Source organism: Streptomyces sp. NPDC050264 (assembly GCF_040655895.1).
In the GTDB taxonomy this organism is placed as follows: Bacteria; Actinomycetota; Actinomycetes; order Streptomycetales; family Streptomycetaceae; genus Streptomyces.
Map to the genome: position 1 here is coordinate 1 of NZ_JBFAKV010000050.1, position 24,003 is coordinate 24,003.

General features: G+C 71.2%; 23 protein-coding genes and 2 pseudogenes. 16 read left to right on the plus strand and 9 right to left on the minus strand.

The annotated features are described in order from the left end of the window. Positions 1-184 precede the first annotated feature (184 nt). On the minus strand, positions 185-610 hold the full coding sequence (locus AB0J02_RS42220) for a pyridoxamine 5'-phosphate oxidase family protein (RefSeq protein WP_363199227.1): 426 nt from the start codon (positions 608-610) through the stop codon (positions 185-187). Between the two features lie 635 nt (positions 611-1,245). On the opposite strand from AB0J02_RS42220, the pseudogene AB0J02_RS42225 reads away from it, so the two are divergent. From AB0J02_RS42225 to thpR, 3 genes and pseudogenes are all read left to right on the plus strand, one after another. Further along, positions 1,246-1,380: pseudogene (locus tag AB0J02_RS42225) on the plus strand (serine hydrolase); the annotation flags it as partial. 47 nt (positions 1,381-1,427) lie between these two features. Further along, positions 1,428-1,601 (plus strand): annotated as a pseudogene (locus AB0J02_RS42230) (transposase); the annotation flags it as partial. 272 nt (positions 1,602-1,873) lie between these two features. Next, positions 1,874-2,527: an RNA 2',3'-cyclic phosphodiesterase gene (gene thpR, locus AB0J02_RS42235; RefSeq protein WP_363199228.1), complete on the plus strand. Its 654-nt coding sequence runs from the start codon at positions 1,874-1,876 to the stop codon at positions 2,525-2,527. A 703-nt stretch (positions 2,528-3,230) separates the two neighbouring features. Here the strand turns inward: thpR and AB0J02_RS42240 are convergent. Next, positions 3,231-4,145 (minus strand): pirin family protein, encoded by a 915-nt coding sequence (locus AB0J02_RS42240; RefSeq protein ID WP_363199229.1) that lies wholly within the window; start codon positions 4,143-4,145, stop codon positions 3,231-3,233. 112 nt (positions 4,146-4,257) lie between these two features. Here AB0J02_RS42240 and AB0J02_RS42245 point away from each other — a divergent pair, with 112 nt between their 5' ends. Then, positions 4,258-4,779, plus strand: a complete 522-nt coding sequence (locus AB0J02_RS42245) for a carboxymuconolactone decarboxylase family protein (protein ID WP_363199230.1) — start codon at positions 4,258-4,260, stop codon at positions 4,777-4,779. 3 nt (positions 4,780-4,782) lie between these two features. On the opposite strand, the gene AB0J02_RS42250 is transcribed toward AB0J02_RS42245, so the two are convergent. From AB0J02_RS42250 to AB0J02_RS42270, 5 genes are all read right to left on the minus strand, one after another. Then, the gene (locus AB0J02_RS42250; protein WP_363199231.1) at positions 4,783-6,261 is read right to left on the minus strand and encodes a hypothetical protein; all 1,479 of its coding nucleotides are present in this window, start codon (positions 6,259-6,261) and stop codon (positions 4,783-4,785) included. A gap of 208 nt (positions 6,262-6,469) precedes the next feature. Next, complete coding sequence (locus tag AB0J02_RS42255) at positions 6,470-6,640, minus strand: hypothetical protein (RefSeq protein ID WP_363199232.1); 171 nt, start codon at positions 6,638-6,640, stop codon at positions 6,470-6,472. An 83-nt stretch (positions 6,641-6,723) separates the two neighbouring features. Further along, the gene (locus AB0J02_RS42260) at positions 6,724-7,704 is read right to left on the minus strand and encodes a TAXI family TRAP transporter solute-binding subunit (protein WP_363199233.1); all 981 of its coding nucleotides are present in this window, start codon (positions 7,702-7,704) and stop codon (positions 6,724-6,726) included. After that, a complete protein-coding gene (locus tag AB0J02_RS42265; protein WP_363199234.1) occupies positions 7,701-9,110 on the minus strand; it encodes a HAMP domain-containing sensor histidine kinase in 1,410 nt (469 codons plus the stop codon). Before AB0J02_RS42265 ends, AB0J02_RS42260 begins: the two co-directional genes overlap by 4 nt. Positions 9,111-9,120: 10 nt before the next feature. Further along, positions 9,121-9,819: a response regulator transcription factor gene (locus AB0J02_RS42270; RefSeq protein WP_363199235.1), complete on the minus strand. Its 699-nt coding sequence runs from the start codon at positions 9,817-9,819 to the stop codon at positions 9,121-9,123. Positions 9,820-10,029: 210 nt separating this feature from the next. Here AB0J02_RS42270 and AB0J02_RS42275 point away from each other — a divergent pair, with 210 nt between their 5' ends. Genes AB0J02_RS42275 through AB0J02_RS42285 form a run of 3 tightly spaced genes read left to right on the plus strand, consistent with a single transcriptional unit; the run spans position 10,030 to position 13,432 of the window. After that, a complete protein-coding gene (locus tag AB0J02_RS42275; protein ID WP_363199236.1) occupies positions 10,030-11,055 on the plus strand; it encodes an amidohydrolase family protein in 1,026 nt (341 codons plus the stop codon). A 44-nt stretch (positions 11,056-11,099) separates the two neighbouring features. Next, entirely contained in the window at positions 11,100-12,020 is a 921-nt protein-coding gene (locus tag AB0J02_RS42280) for an amidohydrolase family protein (RefSeq protein ID WP_363199237.1), read from the plus strand. Positions 12,021-12,064: 44 nt separating this feature from the next. Continuing rightward, positions 12,065-13,432: an MFS transporter gene (locus AB0J02_RS42285; protein WP_363199238.1), complete on the plus strand. Its 1,368-nt coding sequence runs from the start codon at positions 12,065-12,067 to the stop codon at positions 13,430-13,432. A gap of 12 nt (positions 13,433-13,444) precedes the next feature. Here AB0J02_RS42285 and AB0J02_RS42290 read toward each other — a convergent pair whose 3' ends face one another. After that, positions 13,445-14,122 carry a GntR family transcriptional regulator gene (locus AB0J02_RS42290; protein ID WP_363199239.1) on the minus strand — a complete coding sequence of 226 codons (678 nt, stop codon included), beginning with the start codon at positions 14,120-14,122 and terminating at the stop codon, positions 13,445-13,447. A gap of 131 nt (positions 14,123-14,253) precedes the next feature. Here AB0J02_RS42290 and AB0J02_RS42295 point away from each other — a divergent pair, with 131 nt between their 5' ends. The 9 genes from AB0J02_RS42295 (at position 14,254) to AB0J02_RS42335 (ending at position 23,412) form a co-directional block, all read left to right on the plus strand. Next, the gene (locus AB0J02_RS42295; RefSeq protein ID WP_363199240.1) at positions 14,254-15,219 is read left to right on the plus strand and encodes a sugar phosphate isomerase/epimerase family protein; all 966 of its coding nucleotides are present in this window, start codon (positions 14,254-14,256) and stop codon (positions 15,217-15,219) included. Positions 15,220-15,317: 98 nt separating this feature from the next. Continuing rightward, positions 15,318-16,313: a 4-hydroxythreonine-4-phosphate dehydrogenase PdxA gene (locus AB0J02_RS42300; protein WP_363199241.1), complete on the plus strand. Its 996-nt coding sequence runs from the start codon at positions 15,318-15,320 to the stop codon at positions 16,311-16,313. A 136-nt stretch (positions 16,314-16,449) separates the two neighbouring features. Next, positions 16,450-17,901 (plus strand): SLC13 family permease, encoded by a 1,452-nt coding sequence (locus AB0J02_RS42305; protein WP_363199242.1) that lies wholly within the window; start codon positions 16,450-16,452, stop codon positions 17,899-17,901. 20 nt (positions 17,902-17,921) lie between these two features. Continuing rightward, positions 17,922-19,715 (plus strand): dihydroxyacetone kinase family protein, encoded by a 1,794-nt coding sequence (locus AB0J02_RS42310; protein WP_363199243.1) that lies wholly within the window; start codon positions 17,922-17,924, stop codon positions 19,713-19,715. Positions 19,716-19,744: 29 nt separating this feature from the next. Then, positions 19,745-20,242: a ribose-5-phosphate isomerase gene (locus AB0J02_RS42315; protein WP_363199244.1), complete on the plus strand. Its 498-nt coding sequence runs from the start codon at positions 19,745-19,747 to the stop codon at positions 20,240-20,242. Continuing rightward, a complete protein-coding gene (locus AB0J02_RS42320) occupies positions 20,239-21,015 on the plus strand; it encodes a triose-phosphate isomerase family protein (protein WP_363199245.1) in 777 nt (258 codons plus the stop codon). Before AB0J02_RS42315 ends, AB0J02_RS42320 begins: the two co-directional genes overlap by 4 nt. A 216-nt stretch (positions 21,016-21,231) precedes the next feature. Beyond that, the gene (locus AB0J02_RS42325) at positions 21,232-21,807 is read left to right on the plus strand and encodes a hypothetical protein (protein ID WP_363199246.1); all 576 of its coding nucleotides are present in this window, start codon (positions 21,232-21,234) and stop codon (positions 21,805-21,807) included. Positions 21,808-21,930: 123 nt separating this feature from the next. Then, positions 21,931-22,614, plus strand: coding sequence for an ANTAR domain-containing protein (locus tag AB0J02_RS42330; protein ID WP_363199247.1), 684 nt, complete (start codon positions 21,931-21,933; stop codon positions 22,612-22,614). A 51-nt stretch (positions 22,615-22,665) separates the two neighbouring features. Continuing rightward, positions 22,666-23,412 carry a GAF and ANTAR domain-containing protein gene (locus AB0J02_RS42335; RefSeq protein WP_363199248.1) on the plus strand — a complete coding sequence of 249 codons (747 nt, stop codon included), beginning with the start codon at positions 22,666-22,668 and terminating at the stop codon, positions 23,410-23,412. 28 nt (positions 23,413-23,440) lie between these two features. Here AB0J02_RS42335 and AB0J02_RS42340 read toward each other — a convergent pair. Beyond that, positions 23,441-24,003, minus strand: a 563-nt coding sequence (locus AB0J02_RS42340; RefSeq protein WP_363199249.1) for an alpha amylase C-terminal domain-containing protein, incomplete at its 5' end; no start/stop codon positions are given.

Sequence of the window (24,003 nt, forward strand, 5' to 3'; positions counted from 1 at the left end):
CGCTCGGGGGTGCACGCACCAAGATCGCGGCTAAGGCAACGGCATTGACCCTAGGACCTCCAGGAACCCGCCCCCGTCCACGAACGGGCCGGCGCCCTCTCCCGGAGCGATGTCCGCCTCACGCGGAGACGTAAGCCGCTGCCACGCACCACCAACTACAACCCGCTCAGGCGGCCGCGGCCTGTCAGACGTTGCCGAGGTCGGAGGAGATCCAGTGCTCAGGACGGATCGTGATGACGACTCCTTCGCCGTGGTTCGCCTCGGCGAACTCGATGTAGCCGTCGACCTTCTCGGGCGGAAGGTAGCGCGAGGTCATCTCGGTCAGGTGCGCGCGCGTGGCGGGGACCGTGGAGATCACCGGGCCCTCGACGGACACGTAACGGACGGTCGGCTCGAGGCGGTCCACCATGAGCGTGAACCGGCCCGCCTTCTCGATGAGTTCATGCTTGCGTGAGCCCTTGGCGGTGTGGATCCAGATGTCGCCGCCGGGCGCGTACTGGTACCAGATCGGCACGGTCAGCGGTGCCCTCCCTTCGCCTGCGTCGACGGCCAGGGCCGCGATGTGCGGCTCGGCGAGGAATTGCTCGCGCTCTTCACGGGTGAGAGCCATGGAACTGCTCCTTCGGAGGTGGATGCCACTGCGGTCACGTCGTCAGGCGGTTCGATCCAGCATTCCGCACAAGACGTCGGGCGGCGGTCCTATTCCGCCGTCGCCGAATTCCGGACGCCGCTGAGCGTGCGCCGCCGCGCGCGACGCCGAGACCGCTTCGCCCCGAACATCCTGCACGCCCCACCCATCCGACGCGTGCAGCAACGTACCCGCACGTGTGGGCGCCCCCGGACTACCAGCACTTCTCCACCAGCGGGCGCCGGCAGGACCACAGGCTCACGTACCGGGCCGCCCCGCTGTACACGAGCGTGCTCTCCGTCCGGGCCGGAGGGAGGGTCAGATCCGTCCTGCACAACAGCCGTTCCAGCTGATCGTGGTACCAGCGGCGCACCGCGGGCTGCGGCGCCCTCGTCCGCAGATGGGGCGGGCGTGGCTGCTCGTGACGGTCTCACCCAGCGAACCCTCGAGCCCGGCCTGCCGCCACCGTGGATTCGCCACCCCCACCCGGCGCGTCGTGCCGGGCGATGCACCGGGCTTCTCGGGCGACTCCGGGAGAGACGGGGAGGCCGGTGCCGCAGGGCAGGGGCTCGCCGCACAGTTCGCCGCGCTGGAGAAGGAGTACGACGCCCGGCTGGGGGGGCTACGCCCACGACACCGCCAGCGGACGGTCCGTCACCTACCGCGCCGACGAGCGCTTCCCGATGTGCTCCACCTTCAAGACGCTCACCGCCGCGGCCGTCCTGCGCGACCTCGACCGTGACGGCACCTTCCCCGGCATTGCGTAGGGCTGCGGAATTGGACGGCGTCCGGGCGGTCAAAAGGGCTCTTGACCGGGCCGAACCCTGCCGATCGCGGCAAGCTCGGGGCGAAGGTGCACATCGTCTGTGAGCGCAACGGCCTGCCGATCTCACTGGGCATTTCGAGTGCGAACCTCCACGACAGCCAGGCGCTGATCCCGCTGATGCGCGGCATCCAGCCGATCCGCTCCCGCTCCGAGCGCAAGGCTGAACACTTCGCCGCACCATCATGGAAATGGGCGCCCAGTTGCCCAGGATGACCAGGCCGCACCCCTGGTCATCATTAGGGGGGCGACGGTGTTGGATGGGCCCATGAGCCAGACAGTCGCCCTGCGCACTTCGTGATTCGTCCCGGCAACAGATGTCTGTACGCACGGGATGGCGACGAGGGGCACGCAGCGGACACCCGCTCTGCGGGCAGTTTGGCTTTTCACCCTCCCCCGGACGCATGAGGTAATAGACATCCGTGACCGAACCGCCCCAGTCCGTCACCCAGCACGCGTTCATCGCCCTCGCGCCGCCCGACGATGCGAAGAATGAGCTGGCGCACGCGCTGGGCCCGGCCTACGCCGGCTATCCCGACCTGCGCTGGAACCGCATCGAAGACTGGCACATCACTCTGGCCTTCCTGGGCGAGCTGCCGGTGCAGGCCGTCGACCTGCTTCGTTCACCCCTCGCCGATCTGGCGGCTGCCCGCCCCTCTCTCGAACTGGCCCTTCTCGGGGGCGGACACTTCGACGAGCGAGTGCTGTGGAGCGGCATCGAGGGCGATCTCGATCAACTGCACGAGCTCGCCGAAGCAGTACGGGCACGGGTCAGGGACTGCGACGTCGCCTTCGCCGAACGTCCGCTGCGTCCCCACCTCACGCTGGCCCGCGCTCGCCGCTACGACAACGCGTCCGTAACGGCGGCGGCCGCCTGCCTCGACGGCTTCTCCGGACGCCCTTGGCAGACCGAACGCCTCCACCTGGTCGGCAGCACGGTCAAGGGCCGCCCGGGCCCGCGGCGCTATCAGGACATCGGCTCATGGGCCCTGGTCACTGGGCAAAGACATCCCGATCCGAAACCGCCACAGGCTGCTGTTCCTGAGCACCAGGACGATTCGGACCTCTCGCGATGATGCCGACCAGATCCCACGCACCCTGAACCCGGTCAGACGATCACGCGCCGGTCCAGGAGTCGGGCCATCACATGCTCCTCCGGTTGCAGATGCGTGGCCCGGGCTAGCAGCCGCGCACGACGGCAGGCCGGACCAAGATCCGGACCAGGCGCGGACCAACCCCGCTCAGCCGCAGCCAATTCCACCCATAGCCACAGGTCAGAGGCTATGGCAGGCCTGCACCACCAGCAGACGAGGAACCCAATGGGACGCTATGCACATGTGGCCGATGCACTCCTCTCGGCACGAAGCCGCTCCATGCCTGCACAGCCGCCAGCAGGAAAAAACACCTAGTTTGTTGAGTGTCTCCAACCAGCCCGCTCGCGAGCGGGCCCGGCCACAAACTGCTGGTGCCCATGGGCCCTCTCCCGCTCCACCGAGCCGTGAGCCAGCAACGGAATGACCGGCTCCCGGTGACGAGGGTGCCTAGGCATACACAGGACCGGTGACCACAGATACACGAGGCTGACCTGACATGCCATCAGAAAGGTCAGCATTGGGTCACCCTTGGGTTTGCTGGACCCGCCCGCACAAGATCACACCATGCGCTCCAGACCCTCTCCTCGGGCATCGGCACAGAGGGTTTCCACGGCGTTGGTCAGCCGCATCCCGAGCAGAGATGCGGCTGCGATCGCGCTCCAGGCCCGGCGGACATCCTCGCTGATCAGCGCATCCGCCCCCGCGGCTTCAGCGGCACCGACGGGAGTTCCGGGGCCGGCAGTGGCTCCCCGTCGTACCCCCGCACCTCACCGAACCGGGTGCCGGTCATCCAGTCCGAACGTGCTTGTGCGATGTCGGCGTGCGACCGCCCGATGAAGTTCCACCACATGACGATCTCCTCGTCGAAGGGCGGGCCGCCCAGCAGGATCATGCGTGCGGGCGCGTCCGTCTCGTTGGTGAGGGTCAGGGTGGCGGTGCCCGGCGCGAGGTAGCCCAACTCGGCCTGGCGCAGAGGGGTTCCGGCCATCGTGATGTCACCCTGGTCGACGAGGAGCCCGTGCTCGAATTCGCTGTCCACGGCGAGGGTGACCCGCGCGCGTGGGGCGAGGAGGAGTTCGGCGCCCAGCAGCGGGGTGAAGGTGCGCACCGGCGAGGTCGCGCCGGCCAGCGAGCCGAGGAAGACGCTGAGTTCGGCGCCGCCGTCGAGCGGGACGGGCTTGGGCACGTAGTGCTGGAAGTCCCGGTCCGCGTGCCGGTGCCGGTCGGGCAGGGCCACCCAGAGCTGGACGCCGTGGAGCACGGTGGTGTCGGGAGTGGAGACCTCCGTGTGGCTGATGCCGTGGCCGCCGGTCATGAGGTTCAGCTCGCCGGGTCTGACCATGGCGTGACTGCCCAGACTGTCCCGGTGCTCGATCTCCCCGCTGAACAGCCAGCTGACTGTCTGCAGGCCGGTGTGCGGGTGCGGCGCGACGTCCATGCCGCCGGTACTGGCGACGTCGTCGGGACCGTAGTGGTCGACGAAGCACCAGGCCCCGATCAGCGTCCGGGCCCGCTGCGGCAGCGTGCGGCGTACGGTCATCGCGCGCGGGCCGCCCAGCGGCACGTCCCGAGCGGTGAGCACCTCGGCGGCGTCGCTCATCCCTAGCCCTCCCACCCCAAGTAATTTGACATTCAACAACCATGGGCGATCATAAGGCCGAGCACATCGCGAAGCGAACCGGGCTCCGCAACGGACCACGAAGGAGACGACGTTGAGCGACACGGCACCGGCCCCGGCACCGGACCCGGCCCAGGACCCGGCCCAGGCCCCGACTCCCGGACGTGTCTTTGTCGACAAACAGAGCCCCAACGCGTACCACGCCCTGGTACAGACGTCGGAGGCCGTACGGACGACCGCGGCGGACGCCGGGCTCGACCGCGTCCTCGTCGAACTCATCAACCTGCGCGTGTCCCAGATCAACCACTGCGCCTACTGCCTCGACGTGCACACACGGGCCGCACTGCGGGCCGGCGAGACCGCCCAGCGCCTCGGCACGCTCGCCGCGTGGCGTGACACCGAGCTGTTCACACCGCGCGAGCGCGCGGCGCTCGCCCTCGCCGAGGCCACCACCTGCCCCGCGGACGACGCCGCCCAGGAGAGCGCTTACGCCACGGCCCGCCGAAGCCTCACCGACGACGAGATCTCCGCGGCGATCTGGGTGGCGATCACCATCAACGCGTTCAACCGGGTCTCCATCCTCAGCAAGCACCCGGTCCGCGCCCCGCGCGCCTGACCGTCACGCACTCTCCGCCGCGCACCGCAGCAGCTGTCCGATCTCGGGATGGAAGACGTGATGGTGTCCGCCCATGGGGATCTCGTCGGAGCGGATCACCTCGGAGGCGTCCACGTTCACATAGGGCGCCTTCCACGGCTCCTGCTCGGCCACGTCCTTCAGGAAGACCGGCGGAGGTCCGTCGATGCCCTGGATGCCGTCGAAGCCGATCGCTCCCCATTTCCGAGCGGTCGTGGCCAACTCGGCGGAGTCACCGATCATTTGGGCCGACAGCGGATACAACACGCCGAGGTGCGAGTCGAGATGGGAGAAGGTGCAGAGCAACGGCCCTTGCACGAGGCGCCGTTTGCTCCACAGCGCCCCGTGCCCGGATACCTGTTGCGGCAGGCTGTCGGCGAAGGCGAAGTGGGACATCTCTCCTTGCAGGAGGGTGAGGGAAGCCAGCGTCACCGGCTCCGCCCCCGTCTCCAGGCCGCGCAGCGCGAACCCGGCGAGCCGACCGCCGAGGCCGTGCCCGACGAGGTGGAGGCGCACCTCGCACCCCTCCGCCAGCGTCGGCAGGCAGGGGCCCAGTCCCTCCTCGCCGATCAGCCCGGCCCTGCGGCGCAGGACATGGCGCACGACCTGCCGGAAGAGTTCATGGGCCCCCGCCCACAGTTCGGCGAAGTCCGTCGAGCGGGCCGCCTCTCCCAACGGGCCCCCGGCAGCGACCGTGCCCGCCCGGCGCACCCGGTCGCTCTGCGGCCGCGCGGGACGCGGGCCCGCCTGCCGGGCCTCCTGGAGTGTCCCCTCGTCGGACACGGCGGAACCGTCGGCAGCGCTCTCGTGCCGCGCGGGCGCGTCCGTCCGCGCCTCCAGGGAATGCCGCAAGTCCCTTAATGCGCCCGCGAATTCGGAGCACACCGTCCGCGTGTCCTCGAACAGCATGAGGGGGTCGGCCTGCGGCAGTACCTCGCCCTCCATGTCGGCGGCGAACGTCGCGACCGGGTCCTGCAAGCGGATCTCCGCGAGGCGGCGCAGCGCGGTGCCGAAGTCGTCGAACGCGGTGTCGCGGGCCGGCCGGTCGTTGAGCAGGTCGGTCAGTTCGGTCAACGGGCCCTCGCTGTCGGGCAGTTGCCGGTGGAGGTCGTCGGCCATGGCCCGACTGATCCCGGGGCGGCCGTCCCCCTCCTGTACCTCTTTCGGCTCCTCGACGCCGGGCGCCCCCTCGTCCCGGAAACAGAGCGAGGGCCAGTGCACGCCGAGAAAGCCCAGGCGGTGAGCCGCGTCGCCCCACGCGTCGGTGAGCATGCGCCGGAAGGCGCCGTCGACCGCGCTGCCGGCCGCCTCGTCGTTGTGGGCGCCGTGCACCACCACGTACAGGTCACGCACTCCGCTGGCCCGCACCTCCTCACGCACGCGCTCCAGGCGGGCGGGCTCGAACTGCGCCCGGCTGTCGAAGCGCAGGGCGCCGAAGTCATGGAAAGCGGTCGACTGCGGCATGGTTGACTCCCTGGGAAAGCCGCCCGTAGCGGCTGGCCGGGAGACGGGCCCGACAGCCCGTCTCGCAAGGCACTCCACGTTCCCGCCGCACCCCCGCGCACGTACTCCGGCGCGCGATGTACGGCGTTTTTACGCCATCGAGCACAAGGTGAGCAGACGCCGTACGCCGCGCGCTCGACGGGCCGGCGTCCCGCGCGAGGGCCCGCTGTCAGTCCTCCCTCTCGGCGCGCACGGCGGCCGCCCACGCGGCGACGAGCGCTTCGTACTCGCGCCGCTGGTCCGGGGTGAGGTGTCCACCGGAGCGCAGCATCAGGCTTCGGATCTGTTCGTTCAGCTCGTGAGCCGATCTGCCAGTGCCGCACGCATATGTGGTGGACATATGAAGAACTGTAGTGCTCCAGGTGAAGCCAAGGCCAGAGCATGACGAGCCCCGCATGCGCGGTGACGTTCGGGTGCGCTCGGTCAGCCGTGCAGCGACCGGTAGGCGGCCAGGGCGCCGGGGTGCAGGGCGATGCTGCCGGTACCGATGAGGCTGCGGACGTCGAGGAACTGGGTGCCGACGGCGTTGCCGGGGACGAGTGACGTCGCGCGCCGGACCAGCAGGCGGGTGAGCGCGCCGGCCACCTCGCGGTCGAGGTCGGGGCGGCAGACCAGGAGGTTGGAGACCCCGATGGTGGCGACCCCGCCCGCCTGTCGGTACGCGCCCTGCGGCAGGGCGACCTGTTCCAGGCCCGCGCCGGCCCGCCCCTCCCGGCCGCCGAGCCGGGGCAGCAGCTCGGCCAGCGGCAGGAAGCGCAGGCCGGGCCGTTCATCGAGTTCCTTCAGGGCGGGCAGGGGTACGCCGCCCGCCACGAGCAGTCCGGTGACGGACCCCGCCCGCATGGCACGGGCCGCGTCGTCGAGCGGCAGATGCCGCACCCGGACGTCCGCCCCGGCCGTGAGGCCCGCGGCGTGCAGCAGCCGCTCCCCGAACACGGCCGCTCCCGACCCCGGTGCGCCGAGCGACACGGTGTGCCCGGCCAGGTCGGTCATGGTCCGCACGCCCGCGTCCGCGCGTACCGCGAACTGCAGATACGTCTCGTACACCCGGCCGATCGCCCGCAGCGGCACGGGCCGGGGGAAGAGCCCGGTGCCCGCGGCGTCCCGCGCGGTGGCGGTGAGGACGAGGGCGAGGTCGACCCGGCGGTCGCGCAGCAGCTCGATGTTGTCGACGCTGCCCGCGGTGGTTCGGACACGGCAGCTCAGGCCGGGATGCGCCGCGGCGAGTTCCTCGGCCAGGAGCTTGCCGAAAGCCTCGTAGAACGCCGTCGGTTCGCCGGTCGCGAGGCGCAGCACGCCGCCGGGTCCGCGGCTGCGCCCGGAGCCGTCTCCCGCGAGCGCGCCTGCGAGGACGACGGCGGATCCCGTGCCGAGCGCGGCGCGCAGGACGAGGCGGCGGTTCACCGGGCGCCGCCCTGTTCGTCTTCGCCGGAGCGCGGCACGAGCGCCCGCGCGGACAGGCCTCGCGGCAGCGCCGGGCGCAGCTCAAGGCGGCCGCCGCGCCCCGCGAGCAGCCGCTCGGCGATGGCGAGGCCGAGCCCCGTACCCGCCGTGCCGCGTTGGCGGCCCGAGCGCCAGAACCGCTCCGTGGCGCGGGCGAGTTCCGCCGCGTCCAGGCCCGGCCCGTCGTCCGTCACCGTGAGGACGGCGAGGGGGCCCTCGGCCGTGCAGCGGAGCGTGATCCCGGCCCCCTCGCCCGCGTACTTGATGGCGTTGTCGAGGAGGATGTCCGCGATCTGTGCGAGCTCGTGGTCCGTGCAGGCGGCCGGGACCGGGTCGGTGGCCGGCGTGGTGAGACGCGCTCCCGCGCGGCGCGCGACCGGCTCCCACAGCCGGTGCCGGCCCGCCGCGACCGCCGCCGCGTCGCAGTGGTCGTACGGGTCGTCGGTCATGGTCAGTTCACCGGCCCGGTGTTCCGCCGTGGCGAGTGCCAGCATGTCGTCGAGCAGGGTTTCCAGCCGGTCGAGTTCGGTGGTGACTCCGGTGTACGTCCGGTTCGCCGACGCGGGCAGGTGGGTGTGCAGGGCGTCGACGCGCAGTCTGAGCGCGGCCATGGGGTTGCGCATCTGGTGGGAGGTGTCGGCGACGAGCCGGCGCTGCTGTTCCAGGGCCTCGATGACGGTGCCGGCCATGCGGTTGAATCCCGTCGCCAGCTGGCGCAGTTCGGGCGGTCCCGTGGCGTCGGTGTGTTCCGGGGGAAGCCCCGCGGCGAGTTGGCCGACGGCACGGTCCAGGCGGCGCAGCGGGCGTACCACCCAGCGGGTGACCGCGCGGGCCAGCGCCGTGCAGGCGAGGGCGACCAGTGCCGCCGCGGCGAGGACGGCGGCCCAGCGCCACATGATGTCGTGTGCCGCGGTGCGCACGGAAGCCCGCAGGACCACGGCTCCGTAGACCTGGGTGCCGGTGCCCGCCGGTTCGGCGAACATCCGGTTCCCCCGTGACCAGGGGTGCAGCGAGGCGGTGGGGTGGGCGGTCTGGTTGCGCAGGGCGGCGTCGATCAGGCGGCCGACGGCGGGGTCGGCGGCCCGCATGCCGCCGGTCTCGACGACGGGCTTGTGCCGCGCGTCGGTGACGACGAGTGCCTCCCCGTACAGCTGGGTGTAGCGGCGCGCCTCGGCGGCGACCGCGGAGGCGTCCCCGGTGGTGGCGGCCTGGTCCATGAGCGAGGCGAAGCGGTCGAGGTCGGAGGAGCGGGCGAGCACCAGTTCCTGCGTACGGTCCGAGGCGGTGAAGACGAGGAGCGGGACGGCGAACGCGGCCACCGCGAGCACCACGAAGGCGAGGAGCGCGGCCTGGACCCGGTTGCGCACGCGTCGGCCCCTAGTCCGCGGTGTCGCCGGGGTGCGCGGCGACGTCCGTGTCGTCGCCGAAGCGGTAGCCGAAGCCCCGGATCGTCGTGAGCAGATCGGGGCGGCCCAGCTTGGCCCGCAGCTGGGTGAGGTGCACGTCGAGCGAGCGCGACACACCGTGGTGGGCGTCGCCCCAGACCTCGTCCAGGACCTGCTCGCGGCTGACGGCCGTGCCGGCGCGCGCCGCGAGGACGGCGAGGATGTCGAACTCCTTGGTGGTCAGCCCGACGTCCGCCCCGCCGGCCAGGACCCGCCGCGCGTCGAGATCGATCTCGACGTCACCGATGTGGACCTTGCGTGCCGATGGGGCGCTCTTCGCGGCGCTCCGCCGGGTGACGGCCTCGATCCGGGCGAGCAGCTCGGCGAGGCGTACCGGTTTGACCAGGTAGTCGTCGGCGCCGAGCCGCAGCCCGCGCACCACCGACCGTTCGTCGCCGCGCGCGGTCAGCACGACCACCGAAAGGTCGCTGACCGCCCGCAGGGACCGCAGCACGTCCAGGCCGTCCATGTCGGGCAGGCCGAGGTCGAGGAGCAGCAGATCGGAGCTGCGGTGGTAGGTCAGGACGTCTCGGCCGTGGGTGACCCGCCGGGTGACATGGCCGTGGTCGTACAGGACCTCCAGGAGCGCCCCGGCCACCCCGTCGTCGTCCTCGGCCAGCAGTATCTGCACCGTTTCCCGCCTCCCATCAGCGGTGTCTGTGCGGATACCGCTCCGCCTTCGAATGTAGACCACTTCCCTCGGAGGGCTCCGCGGGGCGGTCGGCGGGCCGGAATGTTAAGGGACGGTTAGGTCCGTGCGCGGGCCTCTCACGGTGTCGTGCGGGCGGGGTCAGGCTGCAGCGGTCGACGACGACAAGCCGGACACCGAAGGACACCCACAATGATCATCGACTGCCACGGTCACTACACGACCGCACCGCCGGCGCTCGGAGCATGGCGCGAGCGGCAGATCGCCTCGCTCGCCGATCCTGCCCTCTCCCCCGGCAGCCGGGGCCCGAGCATCAGCGACGACGAGCTGCGCGAGAGCATCGAGCCGAACCAGCTGCGGCTGATGGACGAGCGCGGCATCGACCTGACGGTCTTCTCGCCGCGCGCCTCGTTCATGGCGCACCACGTCGGGGACTTCGCCACCTCGGCCGCCTGGGCGCGGATCTGCAACGACCTGTGTCACCGGGTCGGCCGGCTGTACCCGGACCGGTTCGCGCCCGCGGCGATGCTCCCGCAGTCCCCCGGCGTCGACCCGGCGACGTGCATCCCCGAACTCACGCGCTGCGTAGAGGAGTTGGGGGCGGTCGCGCTGAACCTCAACCCGGACCCGTCGGGCGGCCACTGGACCGCGCCGCCGCTCACCGACCGCTCGTGGTACCCCGTCTACGAGAAGATGGTGGAGTACGACATTCCGGCGATGGTCCATGTCAGCACGAGCGTCAACCCGGCCTTCCACACCACCGGCGCGCACTACCTCAACGCCGACACCACGGCGTTCATGCAGCTCGTCCAGGGCGACCTGTTCGCCGATTTCCCCACCCTGCGTCTGATCATCCCGCACGGCGGCGGCGCGGTGCCCTACCACTGGGGCCGGTTCCGCGGTCTGGCGATGGCGCTCGGCAAGCCGCCGCTGGAGGAGCACGTTCTCGGCAACGTCTTCTTCGACACCTGCGTCTACCACCAGCCCGGCTCCGACCTGCTGTACGAGGTCATTCCCACCAGGAACATCCTCTTCGCCTCCGAGATGATCGGCGCCGTCCGCGACATCGACCCGTGCACCGGGCACCACTTCGACGACACGCGCCGGTACGCCGAGGCGGCCGGACTGCCCGCGAAGGATTTGTCGGCGGTCCAGGAGCACAACGCCCGCGCCGTGTACCCCCGCCTGGACGCCCTGCTCACGCGCCAGGGCCGCTGACCGTTCCGGCACCCCTCCCCCGTTCCCCCCAGGAGTACAGAGCCGTGCACACCCTCTCCCCCAAGACCCCCGGCTGGCTCGACTGGTACCAGGGCCCGTCCGAGCCGACGTTCCGCCTGCCGGCCGGAGCCGTCGACGCCCACTGCCATGTCTTCGGCCCCCAGGCCGAGTTCCCCTTCGCGCCCGAGCGCAAGTACACGCCCTGCGACGGCGGCAAGGACCAACTCTTCGCACTCCGCGACCACTTGGGCATCGCCCGCAATGTGATCGTGCAGGCCACCTGCCACGGTACGGACAACTCCGCCATGCTCGACGCCGTCCGCGCGGCGGGCGACCGGGCCCGCGGCATAGCCTCCGTCGCGCCGGACGTCAGCGAGCGCGAGCTGCGCGAGCTCGATGCCGCGGGTGTACGCGGAGTGCGGTTCAACTTCGTACGACGGCTGGTCGACGCCTCGCCCAAGGACGCGCTGCGCACGATCGCGCGGAAGATCGCCCCGCTCGGCTGGCACATCGTCCTGTACTTCGAGAGCGCCGAACTGCCCGAACTGGAGTCGTTCTTCGCCTCGTTGCCCACTCCCCTGGTCGTGGACCACATGGGGCGCCCGGACGTCGGCAAGCCCGTGGACGGCCCCGAGTTCACCCGGTTCCTGCGCTTCGTGGCGGACAACGACGTGTGGGTGAAGGTGTCGTGTCCCGAGCGCCTCACCGTCACCGGGCCCGCCGCTCTGGACGGCGAACAGCACGCCTACACCGATGTCGTGCCCTTCGGCCGGCGCGTGGTGGAGGAGTTCCCCGACCGTGTGCTGTGGGGCACCGACTGGCCGCACCCCAACCTCACCGACCACATGCCCGACGACGGGCTCCTGGTCGACCACGTGCGGCACGTGGCGGTCACCCCCGAGCAGCGCCACCAGCTCCTCGTCGCCAATCCGACGCGTCTGTACTGGCCCGGCGAGGACGTCTGAGTCCCGAACGCCGCTCACCCCGACCCATCTGACAAAGGCGTCACATGTACCACTCCAACGCGCTGAACAGGCTCGACAGGCTCCCCATCGGCCGGTTCCACAAGCTCACGCTGCTCGCCGTGTCCTTCGCGTACTTCTTCGAGTTCGCGGACATCAACAGCTTCGCCACCACCGCGCCGAAACTCATCGACCTGTGGGGCATCACGGTCGACCAGGTCGCCTACGTCACCTCGCTGTCGTTCGTCGGCATGTTCATCGGCTCGATCGCCGGCGGTGCCGTCGCCGACCGCTGGGGACGCAAACGGGCCCTGCTGCAGACCACGTTCTTCTTCGCCCTCTTCTCGTTCGCCTCGGTGTTCTCCTGGGACCTCGTGTCCCTGGGCGTGTTCCGCGTCCTGACCTCGGCGGGCCTTTCGGCGATGACCGTCGTGGCCGTCGTCTACGTCAACGAGATGTATCCGGCGCCGGTCCGCGGCAAGTACCAGGCCTACGCCATCGTCATCGGCATCTGCGGCACCCCGGTCACCAACCTCATCGCCAGCATGGTCGTCCCGCTCAGCGACTGGTCCTGGCGGCTGGTCTACCTCTGGGGCTCCCTCGGCATCCTGCTCGTCCTGTTCACCCGGCACCTCAAGGAGTCGCCGCGCTGGCTCGCGAGCCGCGGCGACCACGCCGGAGCCGACGCGGTGCTGCGGGAGATCGAGGCGCGGGTCGCCGCGGAGCAGGGGCCGCTCCCCGAGCCGGCGCCCCCGGTGGACGAAGTCCCCGTGCCGAAGGCCCCGTTGAAGCTGCTGCTGCAGAAGAAGTACCTGTTTCCGACCCTGCTGCTCACGGTCCTGTGGGTGACCCAGACCATCGGCTTCTTCGGCTATTCGAGCTGGGCGCCGACCCTGCTGGCCAAGGAGGGCTTCAGCGTCGAGAAGTCCGTCTTCTACGTGGCCCTCACCACGGTGGGCGCGCCGCTCGGCTCCTATCTGGCGTCCCTGGTCACGGACCGGTTCGAGCGCAAGTGGTCGATCGCCGTGTTCGGTGCGGTCATCGCGGTGTGCGGTCTGCTGTACGGGCTCACGTTCAACCCGGTCTTCATCGTCGTGTTCGGCTTCCTGGTGAACTTCTTCGAGCGTGGCTACACCGCCCTCGCCTACGCCTACTCCCCCGAGCTCTTCGACACCGCGGGCCGTTCGCTGGGCACCAGCGTCTCCTACGGACTCGGCCGGCTGTCGAACGCCGCGGGACCCCTGATCGTCGCGGCGCTCTACAACAGCCACGGGTACCGCAGCGTCTTCTACTTCATCGCCGGTACGTGGATGGCCGGCGCCGTCGTCCTGGCCCTCTTCGGTCCCCGCACCCGCCGGGCCCGCCTCGCCGCGACACAGCGGCAGGCGGCGGCTGTCGAGGTCTCCGCCCCCTGACGGGGCGGCCGCTCACTCCTTGGAGCGGACCCGCGTCAGCAGGTTCTCCAGGTGATCGCGCATCGCGGCGCCGGCCTCCTCGGGGGCGCCGGACCGGAAGGCGTCCAGGACGGCCGAGTGCTCGGAGCAGCTCTCCTGGGCGTCGCTGATGACGTGCTGGTCGAAGGCGCGGTAGCGCTGCATGTAGCCGTTGAACGAGTTGAAGACCTGCTCGAGGAACGGGTTGCCCGTGTTGGCGGCGATGAGGCTGTGGAACGCCCAGTCGGCCTGCAGGAAGTCCTTGAAGTTCGCGTAGTTCGGACCCGTCGGCGCCGTCCGCTGGGTCTCCACGGTCTGCGCCAGCGATTCGACCAGAGCACGGTCGGCGCGGGCGCAGGCCCGTTCGGCGTTGGCCGGTTCGAGCAGCAGCCGCAACTCCACGAACTGGGCCATCTCCTCGCGCGTGGGCACGTCGGCGACCCGGTAGCCGCGCCGGGCCAGACGGCGCACCATGCCCGTCGCCTCAAGACGGGCCAGGGCCTCGCGCACCGGCGTCGCAGAGACCTGCAGGTGCTGGGCGAGCGCCTCGGTGCGCAGCGGCTGGCCGGGTTCGAGCGAGCCGTCCACGAGCATGGCGAGCAGCGCCTCGTGGACGCCGTCGGTGAGCACCTGCCGTCCGTTGAGGAACGGCGGGGGGTCGGGCAGTTGCATGGTTCTCCTCGCTCGGGTCTTCCCACTCGAAGTCAATCAGGTGTTGACGCACTACGGCAGGCGGGCTAATTTTCTATAGAAAATTATCTATCGCGGAGTGACCGTCATCTCTCCGCCACGCTGGAGCGCACATGAGCAACGCTGGTTCCCGCCCGACTCCCGGCTGGGAGGAGTGGCCCATTGCCGCCGCGATGCTGCAGTTCGCCCACACCACGCCCGACGGCGGCTCGGTCCAGGACGCCGACCCGCAGGTCTGGGCCGACGCGCTGCACGAGGTCGCCGGGGCCGGTTTCCGGCATCTCGACCCCACCGACTCCTGGCTGCGGGTGGCGGACCTGTCCCCCGCGCGCCGGGAGGACTTCGCCCTCGCGGTGAAGGAGGCCGGACTCGTCGTCCCCGCGCTCTCCACGGCCCGCCGCAGCGTCATCGACCCGGTGCACGGCACGGACAACCTCGCCTACAGCCACCGGGTGGTGGACACCGCCGCCGAGCTGGGCGCCGCGGTGGTCTCCTTCGGATTCTTCGAGGCCCTGGCCCCGGCCCAGCGCGAGGCGCTGTGGTTCTGGACGGCCCCAGGGCCGCGCAACCCCGACGACCCGGAGGTGTGGCGGCTGGCCGTCGCCCGTATCCGCGAACTGGGCGAGCACGCGCAGAGCGTAGGGGTCGACGTCTCCCTGGAGATGTACGAGGACACGTATCTCGGCACCGCCGACGGAGCCGTCCGATTCGTGCGCGACGTGGACCACCCCCGGGTGGGGCTCAACCCCGACCTGGGCAACCTCCAGCGGCTGCACCGGCCGGTCGAGGCGGCCCGCGCCATGGTCGAGAAGACCCTCCCGTACGCCAACTACTGGCACGTCAAGAACTACTTCCGGGCCGAGGACGCGAGCACCGGCGCGGTGCTGACCTTCCCCGCCCCCATGGAGTACGGCGTGATCGACTACCGGCACGCGCTGCGGTACGCCGTCGAGCACGGCTTCCGGGGCTCCTTCTGCGTGGAGCACTACGGCGGCGACGGGCTGAGTGTCAGCGCCACCAACCGGGAGTACCTGCGCCGCCTCCTCTCCCAGACCCCGGGCGTCGGCCCCCGGCCCTGAGACCCCGGCCTTCCCGCTCCGTGTGGAGAACGTCTCTTTTTCCACTCACCCGCGCCCGAGCGTCGTAACGTCGCAACCGTACGAAGGAGCACCTGCTCATGTCCGCAGCACACCGTCCCACTCTGGCCCTGACGCTGGGCGACCCGTCCGGGATCGGTGGCGAACTCGCCGCCAAACTGCTCGCCTCCGGAGAACCGCAGCGACTGGCCGACATCGTGGTCATCGCCTCCCGCGAGGAGCTCGACCGGGCCGCGGCCCAGGCCGGCGTCGAGGTCGACGTCGCCGACGAACCCGGCGACGGCCGCCCGGTCCTGCGCGACCCCCGGCGGCCCGGCCCCCTGCCCACCGTCACCGGCCGCGTGGATGTCGAGTGCGGAGCCTGGACCAAGGCCGCGCTGGAGTTCGCCGTCCAGCTGGCCGAGGCGGGAGAGGTCGACGGCATCTGTTTCATGCCGCTGAACAAGGCAGCCCTGCACGAGGCCGGCATGCACGCCGAGGACGAACTGCGCTGGTTCGCGGACATCATGAATTACTCCGGACCCACGTCCGAGATCAACGTCCTGCCCCGCCTCTGGACCTCCCGGATCACCTCGCACATCCCCATGGCGGACGTGGCCGACCGCATCACCGCGGCCCGCGTCACCGAGATCGTCGTCATGTTCGAGGAGATGCTGCGCGACTCCGGCATCGAGGCGCCGCGGGTCGGCGTCGCCGCGCTCAACCCGCACAACGGGGAGAACGGCATCTTCGGCCGCCACGAGATCGACGAGATCGCCCCCGGCGTAGCCGCCGCACGCGAAAAGGGCATCGACGTCCAGGGCCCCTTCTCGGCGGACACGATCTTCCTCAAGGGCCGCGACGGCGTCTTCGACGGCATCGTGACGATGTACCACGACCAGGGGCAGATCGCGATGAAGCTGCTCGGCTTCGACGGTGGCGTCACCGTCCAGGGCGGCCTGCCGGTGCCGGTCACCACCCCCGCACACGGCACCGCGTTCGAGATCGTCGGCAAGGGCGTCGCCGACACCAACTCGGCGCGCAACGCCTTCGAACTCGCCGCGACGATCGCCTCCCGGCGCCTCGCCCGCGCCTGACGGACCCCGCCGTTCTCGCACCACCGCGGCAGAACCGGACCTCCGGTATCCGCCTCCCCGGGCCGTCCCGGCCGACGGCCGCCCGCACCCCGCGCGGGCCCCCACTCCCTCCTTCTCAACGACGAGATGAGGACGTATGCACTCGTCCCTGTACATCCTCGCCAGCGGCGTCCTCGCCGTCGCCCTGCTGGTCCTGCTCATAGCCAAGGCGAAGCTCCACCCCTTCATCGCCCTGCTGATCTCCACCCTGCTGCTCGGTCTCGCCAACGGCCTCGGCCCCACCAAGACGGTCGAGACCGTCACCGACAACTTCGGCTCCACGCTGTCCGTCACCGGACTCGTCATCGCCATGGGAACCGTGCTCGGCGGGCTGCTGCTCAACTCCGGCGGCGCCGACCGCATCGCCGACGTACTCGTCGGCAACCGCGCCGCGGTCTGGATGCCGCTCAGCATCGGTCTGGCCGCCGTCATCATCGGCCTGCCGAACCTCTTCGAGGTCACGTTCGTCCTGCTGGTACCGCTGGTGTTCTCCGTCGCCCGCAAGTACAACCGCAACCTGCTCGCCGTCGGGCTCCCCATGGCCGCGGGACTCATGACCTCGCACGCGCTGCTTCCGCCGGGCCCCGCCACCGTCATGGCCGCCCAGGCCTACGACGCCAGCCTCGGCATCACGATCCTCTACGGGATCCTCGTCGGCGTCCCCGTCCTGCTGGTCGGCGCGCTGCTGTTCCCGCGCCTGATCGCCCGCTGGAACATCACCGGCAACAACGGCGCCCTGGAACTGCTCGGCGACAGCGGTGGTGCGGGTACCACTCCTGCGGGCCCGTCCGGCCCGACCGACAAGGGCACCTCCGAGAACGGCGGCGGCACCGCCGTGGCCGTCCGCTCCGAGGTCAAGGCCCCCGCCACCCGGCAGCCGACGCTGGCCGCCTGTCTCAGCACCGTGCTCGTCGCCCCGGTCATGATGATCGTCGGCACCCTGCTGCCCGACGCGCTCCCCGACCACGGCTGGTACAGCCCGGTCCTGGACGCCATCGGCAACCCGGTGATCGCCCTGCTCGTCTCCGTGCTCTACGCCTACTGGGCGCTCGGCATCCGGCTCGGCTCGAACAGCACGCAGCTGCTCGCCAACACCAAGAAGGGCCTGACCCCGGTCATCAGCCTGCTGCTGATCATCGGTGCGGGCGGCGCGCTCAAGGGCATGCTGAACGGCATCGGGCTCAGCGACATCATCGCGGACCACACGCAGAGCTGGTCGATCTCCCCGATCCTCTTCGCCTGGCTGATCGCCGCGATCTTCCGTATCGCGCTCGGCTCGGGCACCGTCGCCGTGGCCGCCGCGACCGGCATCATCACCCCGGTCCTCGCCCAGCACCCCGGCACCCCGGTGGAGCTGATCGTGCTCGCCACCTGCACCGGCGCCATGATCTTCTCCCACGTCAGCGACGGCGCCTTCTGGATCTTCAAGGAGTACTTCGGGCTGACCGTCCCGGAGACGCTCAAGACCTGGAGCCTGCTGGTCACCGTCCAGGCCGTGGTGGGACTCGTCAGCATCCTCATCGTCGACGCCGTCGTCCAACTCCTCTGATTCGCGCGGAGATCCGACTCATGACACGCCTGCACAACGATCCGGACGCCTTCGCCCAGGAGGCCCTGGAAGGGTTCGCCGCGGCCCACGCCGAGCGGGTACGCGCCGTGCCCGGCGGTGTGGTCCGCCGCGGCGGACCGACCGCCGGCCAGGTCGCCGTCGTCATCGGCGGCGGCTCCGGCCACTACCCCGCCTTCACCGGCCTGGTCGGCCGGGGCCTGGCACACGGCGCGGCGGTCGGCGAGGTATTCGCCTCGCCCTCCGCCCACCGCGTCCAGCAGGTCGCCCGGGTGGCGAACGGCGGCGCGGGAGTACTGCTCGCCTACGGCAACTACGCCGGAGACGTCCTGCACTTCGGCGAGGCCGCCCAGCGGCTGACCGCCGAGGGCATCGAGGCACGCACCCTGGCCGTGACCGACGACGTGGCCAGCGGCCCGCCGCACGAGGCGCACCGCAGACGCGGCGTCGCCGGCGACCTCGTCGTGTTCAAGGCCGCGGCCGCCGCCGCGGAATCCGGCGCGTCGCTCGCCGAGGTGGCGCGGATCGCCGGACACGCCAACGCCCGCACCCGCACCTTCGGCCTGGCCTTCTCCGGCTGCACCCTCCCCGGGGCGGCGGACCCGCTCTTCCAGGTGCCCGACGGCCGGATGGCGGTCGGTCTCGGCATCCACGGCGAGCCGGGCATCGCGGAGGAAGCCGCACCCAGCGCCGACGAGGCCGCCGAACGGCTCGTCGCCAGGCTGCTGGCCGAACTGCCCGACGGTGTGCAGAGCGCCGCGGGACAGCGGGTGGGCCTGCTGCTCAACGGCCTGGGCGCGCTCACCCACGACGAGTTGTTCATCGTCTACCGGCGCGTCGCGGAACTCCTCGCCGCAGCGGGCGTGGAGGTCGTGGACCCGGAGGTCGGCGAGCTCTGCACCAGCTTCGACATGGCCGGCCTGTCCCTCACCCTCGTCTGGCTGGACGCGGAACTGGAGGCGCTGTGGCGGGCTCCGGCGGATGCCCCGGCGCTGCGCCGGGGCAGCCTGCCCGCTCCTCCCACCGGGGGCGCGGACGGCGGGAACCAGGTGGCCGTCACCCCCACGGCGCCCGACGCACGCGCGCCGATCCCGCCGGCGACGCGGGACTCGCGGCACCTCGCGGGCCGCGTCGTCGACACCCTCGACGACATCGCGCGGGCCCTGGACGAGCACGCCGACGAACTGGGCCGCATCGACGCGGTCGCCGGTGACGGCGACCACGGCATCGGTATGCGGCACGGATCGGCCGGGGCGCTGGCCGCGGCACGTGCCGCCCTGGCCGCGGGAGCGGGCGCGGGCACCGTGCTGTCGGAGGCCGCCGACGGCTGGTCCGACCGGGCCGGCGGCACCTCGGGCGCCCTGTGGGGCGTCATCCTGCGCGCACTCGGCGCGGCGCTCGGCGACACCGAACGCGCCACGCCCACCGTCGCCGCCGCGGGCGCAACCGACGCGGCCGAGGCCGTCATGCGGCTCGGCGGGGCAGCCGTCGGCGACAAGACGATGGTCGACGCCCTGGTGCCGTTCGCCGACACCCTGCGTGCCGCGGCCGAACGCGGCGAGCCACTCGACAACGCCTGGCGGGAGGCCGCAGCCGCGGCCACCGAAGCGGCCGCGCGTACGGCGGATCTGCTGCCCCGCGCCGGACGCGCCCGTACCCACGCGGGCAAGAGCCTGGGCACGCCCGACGCGGGAGCGCACTCACTGGGTCTGGTCGTACGCACGGCTCATCAGCGGCTGTTCCGCCCGGCACAGGCCTCCGGCGGAAAGCTCACCGACACCCTCCCCCGTTCATGACTCCACACCCAGCACAGGAGAGCGCCACCATGACCACCCCGCTCACGATCGTCGTCGGCTCGGACGACGCCGGACACATGTACAAGGAGGCGCTCAAGGCCGACCTGGCCGCCAGCGACCTGGTGGCGGAGGTCATCGACGTCGGCGTCGACGCCGACGGCCACACCCCGTACCCCGAGATCGGCGTGGCCGCGGGCCGGCTCGTCGCCGACGGGCGGGCCGACCGGGCCCTGCTGGTCTGCGGCACCGGTCTCGGCGTCGCCATCGCCGCCAACAAGGTGCGCGGGGTCCGCGCGGTCACCGCCCACGACTCGTTCTCCGTCGAACGGTCGGTCCTGTCCAACAACGCCCAGGTCCTTACCTTCGGCCAGCGCGTCGTAGGCCTCGAACTCGCCCGGCGGCTGGCCACGGAATGGCTCGCCTACCGCTTCGACGACGACTCCCCCTCCGCCGCCAAGGTCCGCATCCTGAACGACTTCGAGGCGCGGGCCCAGAGCGAGGGCGCCGGCGAGCGAGGCACCGTATGACGGCTCGCACGGTGCTCGGTGTCAGCCTGAAGATGTATCTCGGGCACCGGCAGACCCTGGAGTGGGCGCGTGGTGTCGCGGACGTCGCGCGCACCCATCCCGCTCTCACCACCGGCACGGCCGAGCTGTTCGTCCTGCCGTCCTTCCCCGAACTCCCGCCCGTACTGGGCGTGTTGAAAGGCACCGGTGTGCACGTCGGGGCGCAGGACCTGGCCGCCGAGGACCACGGCCCCTACACCGGCGAGGTCAGCGGCGCGTCCCTGCGGGAGATCGGCTGCCGCTTCGCCGAGGTGGGCCACGCCGAACGGCGCCGCCTGTACGGGGAGGGCGACACCATGGTCGCGGCGAAGACCGCCGCCGCCCTGCGCAACGGGCTCACACCCGTGCTCTGCGTGGGCGAGCGCGACCCGCTGCCGCCGGCCGGTGCCGCCGAGCGCACCACCGCGGAACTGCAGCGCCTCCTGGCCACGGCCGAGACCTTCGGCCCGCTGGGCCCCGTAGTCGTCGCCTACGAACCCCAGTGGGCCATCGGCGCACCACAGCCGGCGACGGCGGACCACATCTCCACCGTCTGTCGCGCCCTGCGCACCCACCTCACCGGCCGCCCCCAGCTCGCCGGCAGCTCGGTCATCTACGGCGGCAGCGCCCAGCCCGGACTGCTCACCCGACTCGGCGCCGCCGTGGACGGTCTCTTCCTCGGCCGCTTCGCCCACGACCCGCGGGCCGTCGCGGCGATCCTGGACGAGACCCTCACGACAGAGAAGGCGGCCTGACAAAACCTCCGACGAGCACTCTTGATGGGAACTGGCGGTCGAGTTCCGACAGCATGTCGGCAGCGAGGCCCGGTGTGAAGACTCATGAGCCACCCGAGGGTTCACTCGGCGGGCACTGGAGAGATCAGTCCAGTAGGCGCGCCCGTAGACTGCGCCCCCTGTTCGGTCTCAACCGTTCCACTCACCACCACACACCAGCGCATTCAGGAGCCTCTCGTGTCGGATTCACAAGCCTCGAACTCAAGTGTCAAGGACCAGTACGCGGCCCAGGTCGCTGCCGACCTCGACCGCAACACCAAGGAACAGGAGCAGATCAGCAGCGAACTGGAGGCTCTCCAGGCCCAGTTGCAGTCGTTGCAGGGCGACCGGGCCATCCTGGTGAACATGCAGCAGGCGCTGGGCACGAAGGAGAGCGGGAGCGCTCCGGTGAAGTCGCGGAGCAAGTCCGCCCCGAAGACGGAGGCGAAGAACAGCACCCCCAAGCGCAAGACCGCGCCCGCCGCCACCAAAGTCCCGGCCCCGCGGGCGGACAAGAGCCCGTCGAACGCTCAGCCGACGCTGGTCACCCTCGTGCAGGAGTACTTGAAGCAGCAGTCGGAGCCGCGCTCCGCGGCCGAGGTGACGGAGGCGCTCGCGGTGGCGCACCCGGACAGGTCCTTCAAGAAGCCCGTCGTGCGCACCACCGTCGAAGGCCAGGTGGCCAAGGGGCTGGCGCAGCGCAGTAAGCAGGGCACGTCGGTCTTCTACAGCACGCCGGACAAGGCACGCTCCCCGCAGTCCGCCGCGGAGTAACGGACCCGCACCGCGACAGTCTTGCGTACCAGCTGTCAGGCGGTGACGGCGCGACTACGGTGGGGAAGTGCAGCCGGCGGCCGCCGCGCCGCTCGGCGAGCACCGACGAAAGCGTGTGTGGATATGAGTTCCACGGTCCGGGAACTCCTGGACAGCCTGCATGCGGCGGCCAGCGAAGAGGAGCGCCGCCAGTGGGCGGTCGCGTTCGCGAAAGCCCTGGGCCTCGGCGGGATGGCAATCTCCCTGGGGCAGGAGCTGGTCTGGTTCAGTGATGAGACCAGTGCGCGCCTCGAGGACCTGCAGTTCGTTCTCGGGCAGGGCCCCAGCCAGGTCTTCGAGGGCGGGACAGGAACACGCGAAGTGCCCGACCTCGGGCAGCTGCTGGCCCGGCAGTGGCCACAGTTCACGGTCGAGGCGGAAACGCTGGGGATCGCGGCACTCTTCGTCTGGCCCCTGAACATCGGTGCCGCTCGGGTCGGCACGATGACCGGCTACCGGTGCACGACCGGCCCGCTCACCGCGGAGCAGTCCGCGCAGGGCTGGCTGGTCGCCGACGCGCTGGCCCAGCGGCTGCTGAACCGCTGGCCCGATACCGGCGACCCCGGCAGGGCCCCGGGCGGTGCGGGTTCGATGGGCCTGCACCGGGCCGAGGTGCACCAGGCCACCGGAGTCATCAGCCAGAGGCTCGGGGTGCCCCTGGTCGAGGCGCTGGACCGGCTGCGCGCCCGGGCCTACGCCTCGGGCCGGTCCCTGTCGGACACCGCCCGCACGGTCATCGAGCGGGAGCTGCCGCATGACACCACATGACCGGGTCCACCACACCGGCCACGCTCTAGGCGGAAGTCGAGGAGTACACCCATGAGCAGGGAACAACACATCGCCCGCACCTTCGTGGAGCTGGCCGACACCCTGGTGGAGGATTACGACGTCATCGACTTCCTGCACCAGTTGACCGTCCGCTGCCAGGAGCTCCTCGACGTCACCGCCGCCGCGGTCTTTCTCACCCACCCCGGTCCCCACCTGCACAGTCCCGCGCCCTGCGACCCCAGCCCGGCGCTGCAGAGCGTACTCGACGCCGCCTGCTCCGAGGGCCCGGCCGTGGACGCATACGGCGCCGCCCGGACAGCGACCGCGCGCGACTCGGCCGACTCGGCCGCACGCTGGCCGCAGTTCACCACGGCCCTTTCCGCCGCCGGTTACACCCTCACCACCGCCCTGCCGATGCGGCTGCGCCGGGAGAACATCGGCAGCCTCCTCCTGCTCCGCACAGGCGAGCAGCCTCTGAACGCCGATGACCTCACCCTCGCCCAAGCGCTCGCCGATGCCGCCACCATCGGGCTGATCCAGGCCCGCACCATCCGCCAGCAGCACACCGTCAACGAACAGCTCCACACCGCACTGCAGAGCCGCATCATCATCGAGCAGGCCAAGGGCGTCCTCGCGGCCCGCAGCAACGTCACCCTCAACCAGGCGTTCGAGGCTCTGCGCCAGCACGCCCGGCACCACCGTGTCCTGCTCAGCAACGTGGCGCAGGACGTCATCGACACGGGGCTCACCCCCGCTGTCGCCCCGGCCCGGCCGCAGCCCAACACAGCCACCGAGTGACACCCGGCACATACGCCGGGTGTCCGCGTCAGTCAGGGCACACGGGAGTCAGCCACACGGTCGCCAGCGGCGGCAGCCGCAGGGTCAGCGACATCGGGAAGCCGTTGGAGGGGCGCGGCTCCTGCGGGAGCGGATCCGCGTTGCGGACATCACTGCCGCCGTAGCGTGCCGCATCGGTGTTGAGGATCTCCTGCCACTCCCCTGTCCCGGCGGCCGGAACTCCGAGCCGGTAGTCGTGGCGCACCACCGGGGCGAAGTTCGTGACCGCCAGCAAGGGGCTGCCGTCCACGGCGCGGCGGACGAAAGCGAAGACGTTGTCGTCCGCGGCGTCGGCCGCACTCCAGGCGAAGCCTTCGGGTCGCGCGTCCTGTTCCCACAGCGCGGGGTGCGAGACGTAGCTGTGATTGAGGTCGCCCACCAGGCGCTGGACTCCCCGGTGGTCCCCGTGGGCGGGATGGCTCTCGTCCAGCACCCACCACTGGGGCCCCTCCTCCTCCGCCCACTCGGCGCCCTGGGCGAACTCCTGCCCCATGAACAGGAGTTGCTTGCCGGGATGGGCCCACATGAAGCCCAGGTAGGCGCGGTGGTTGG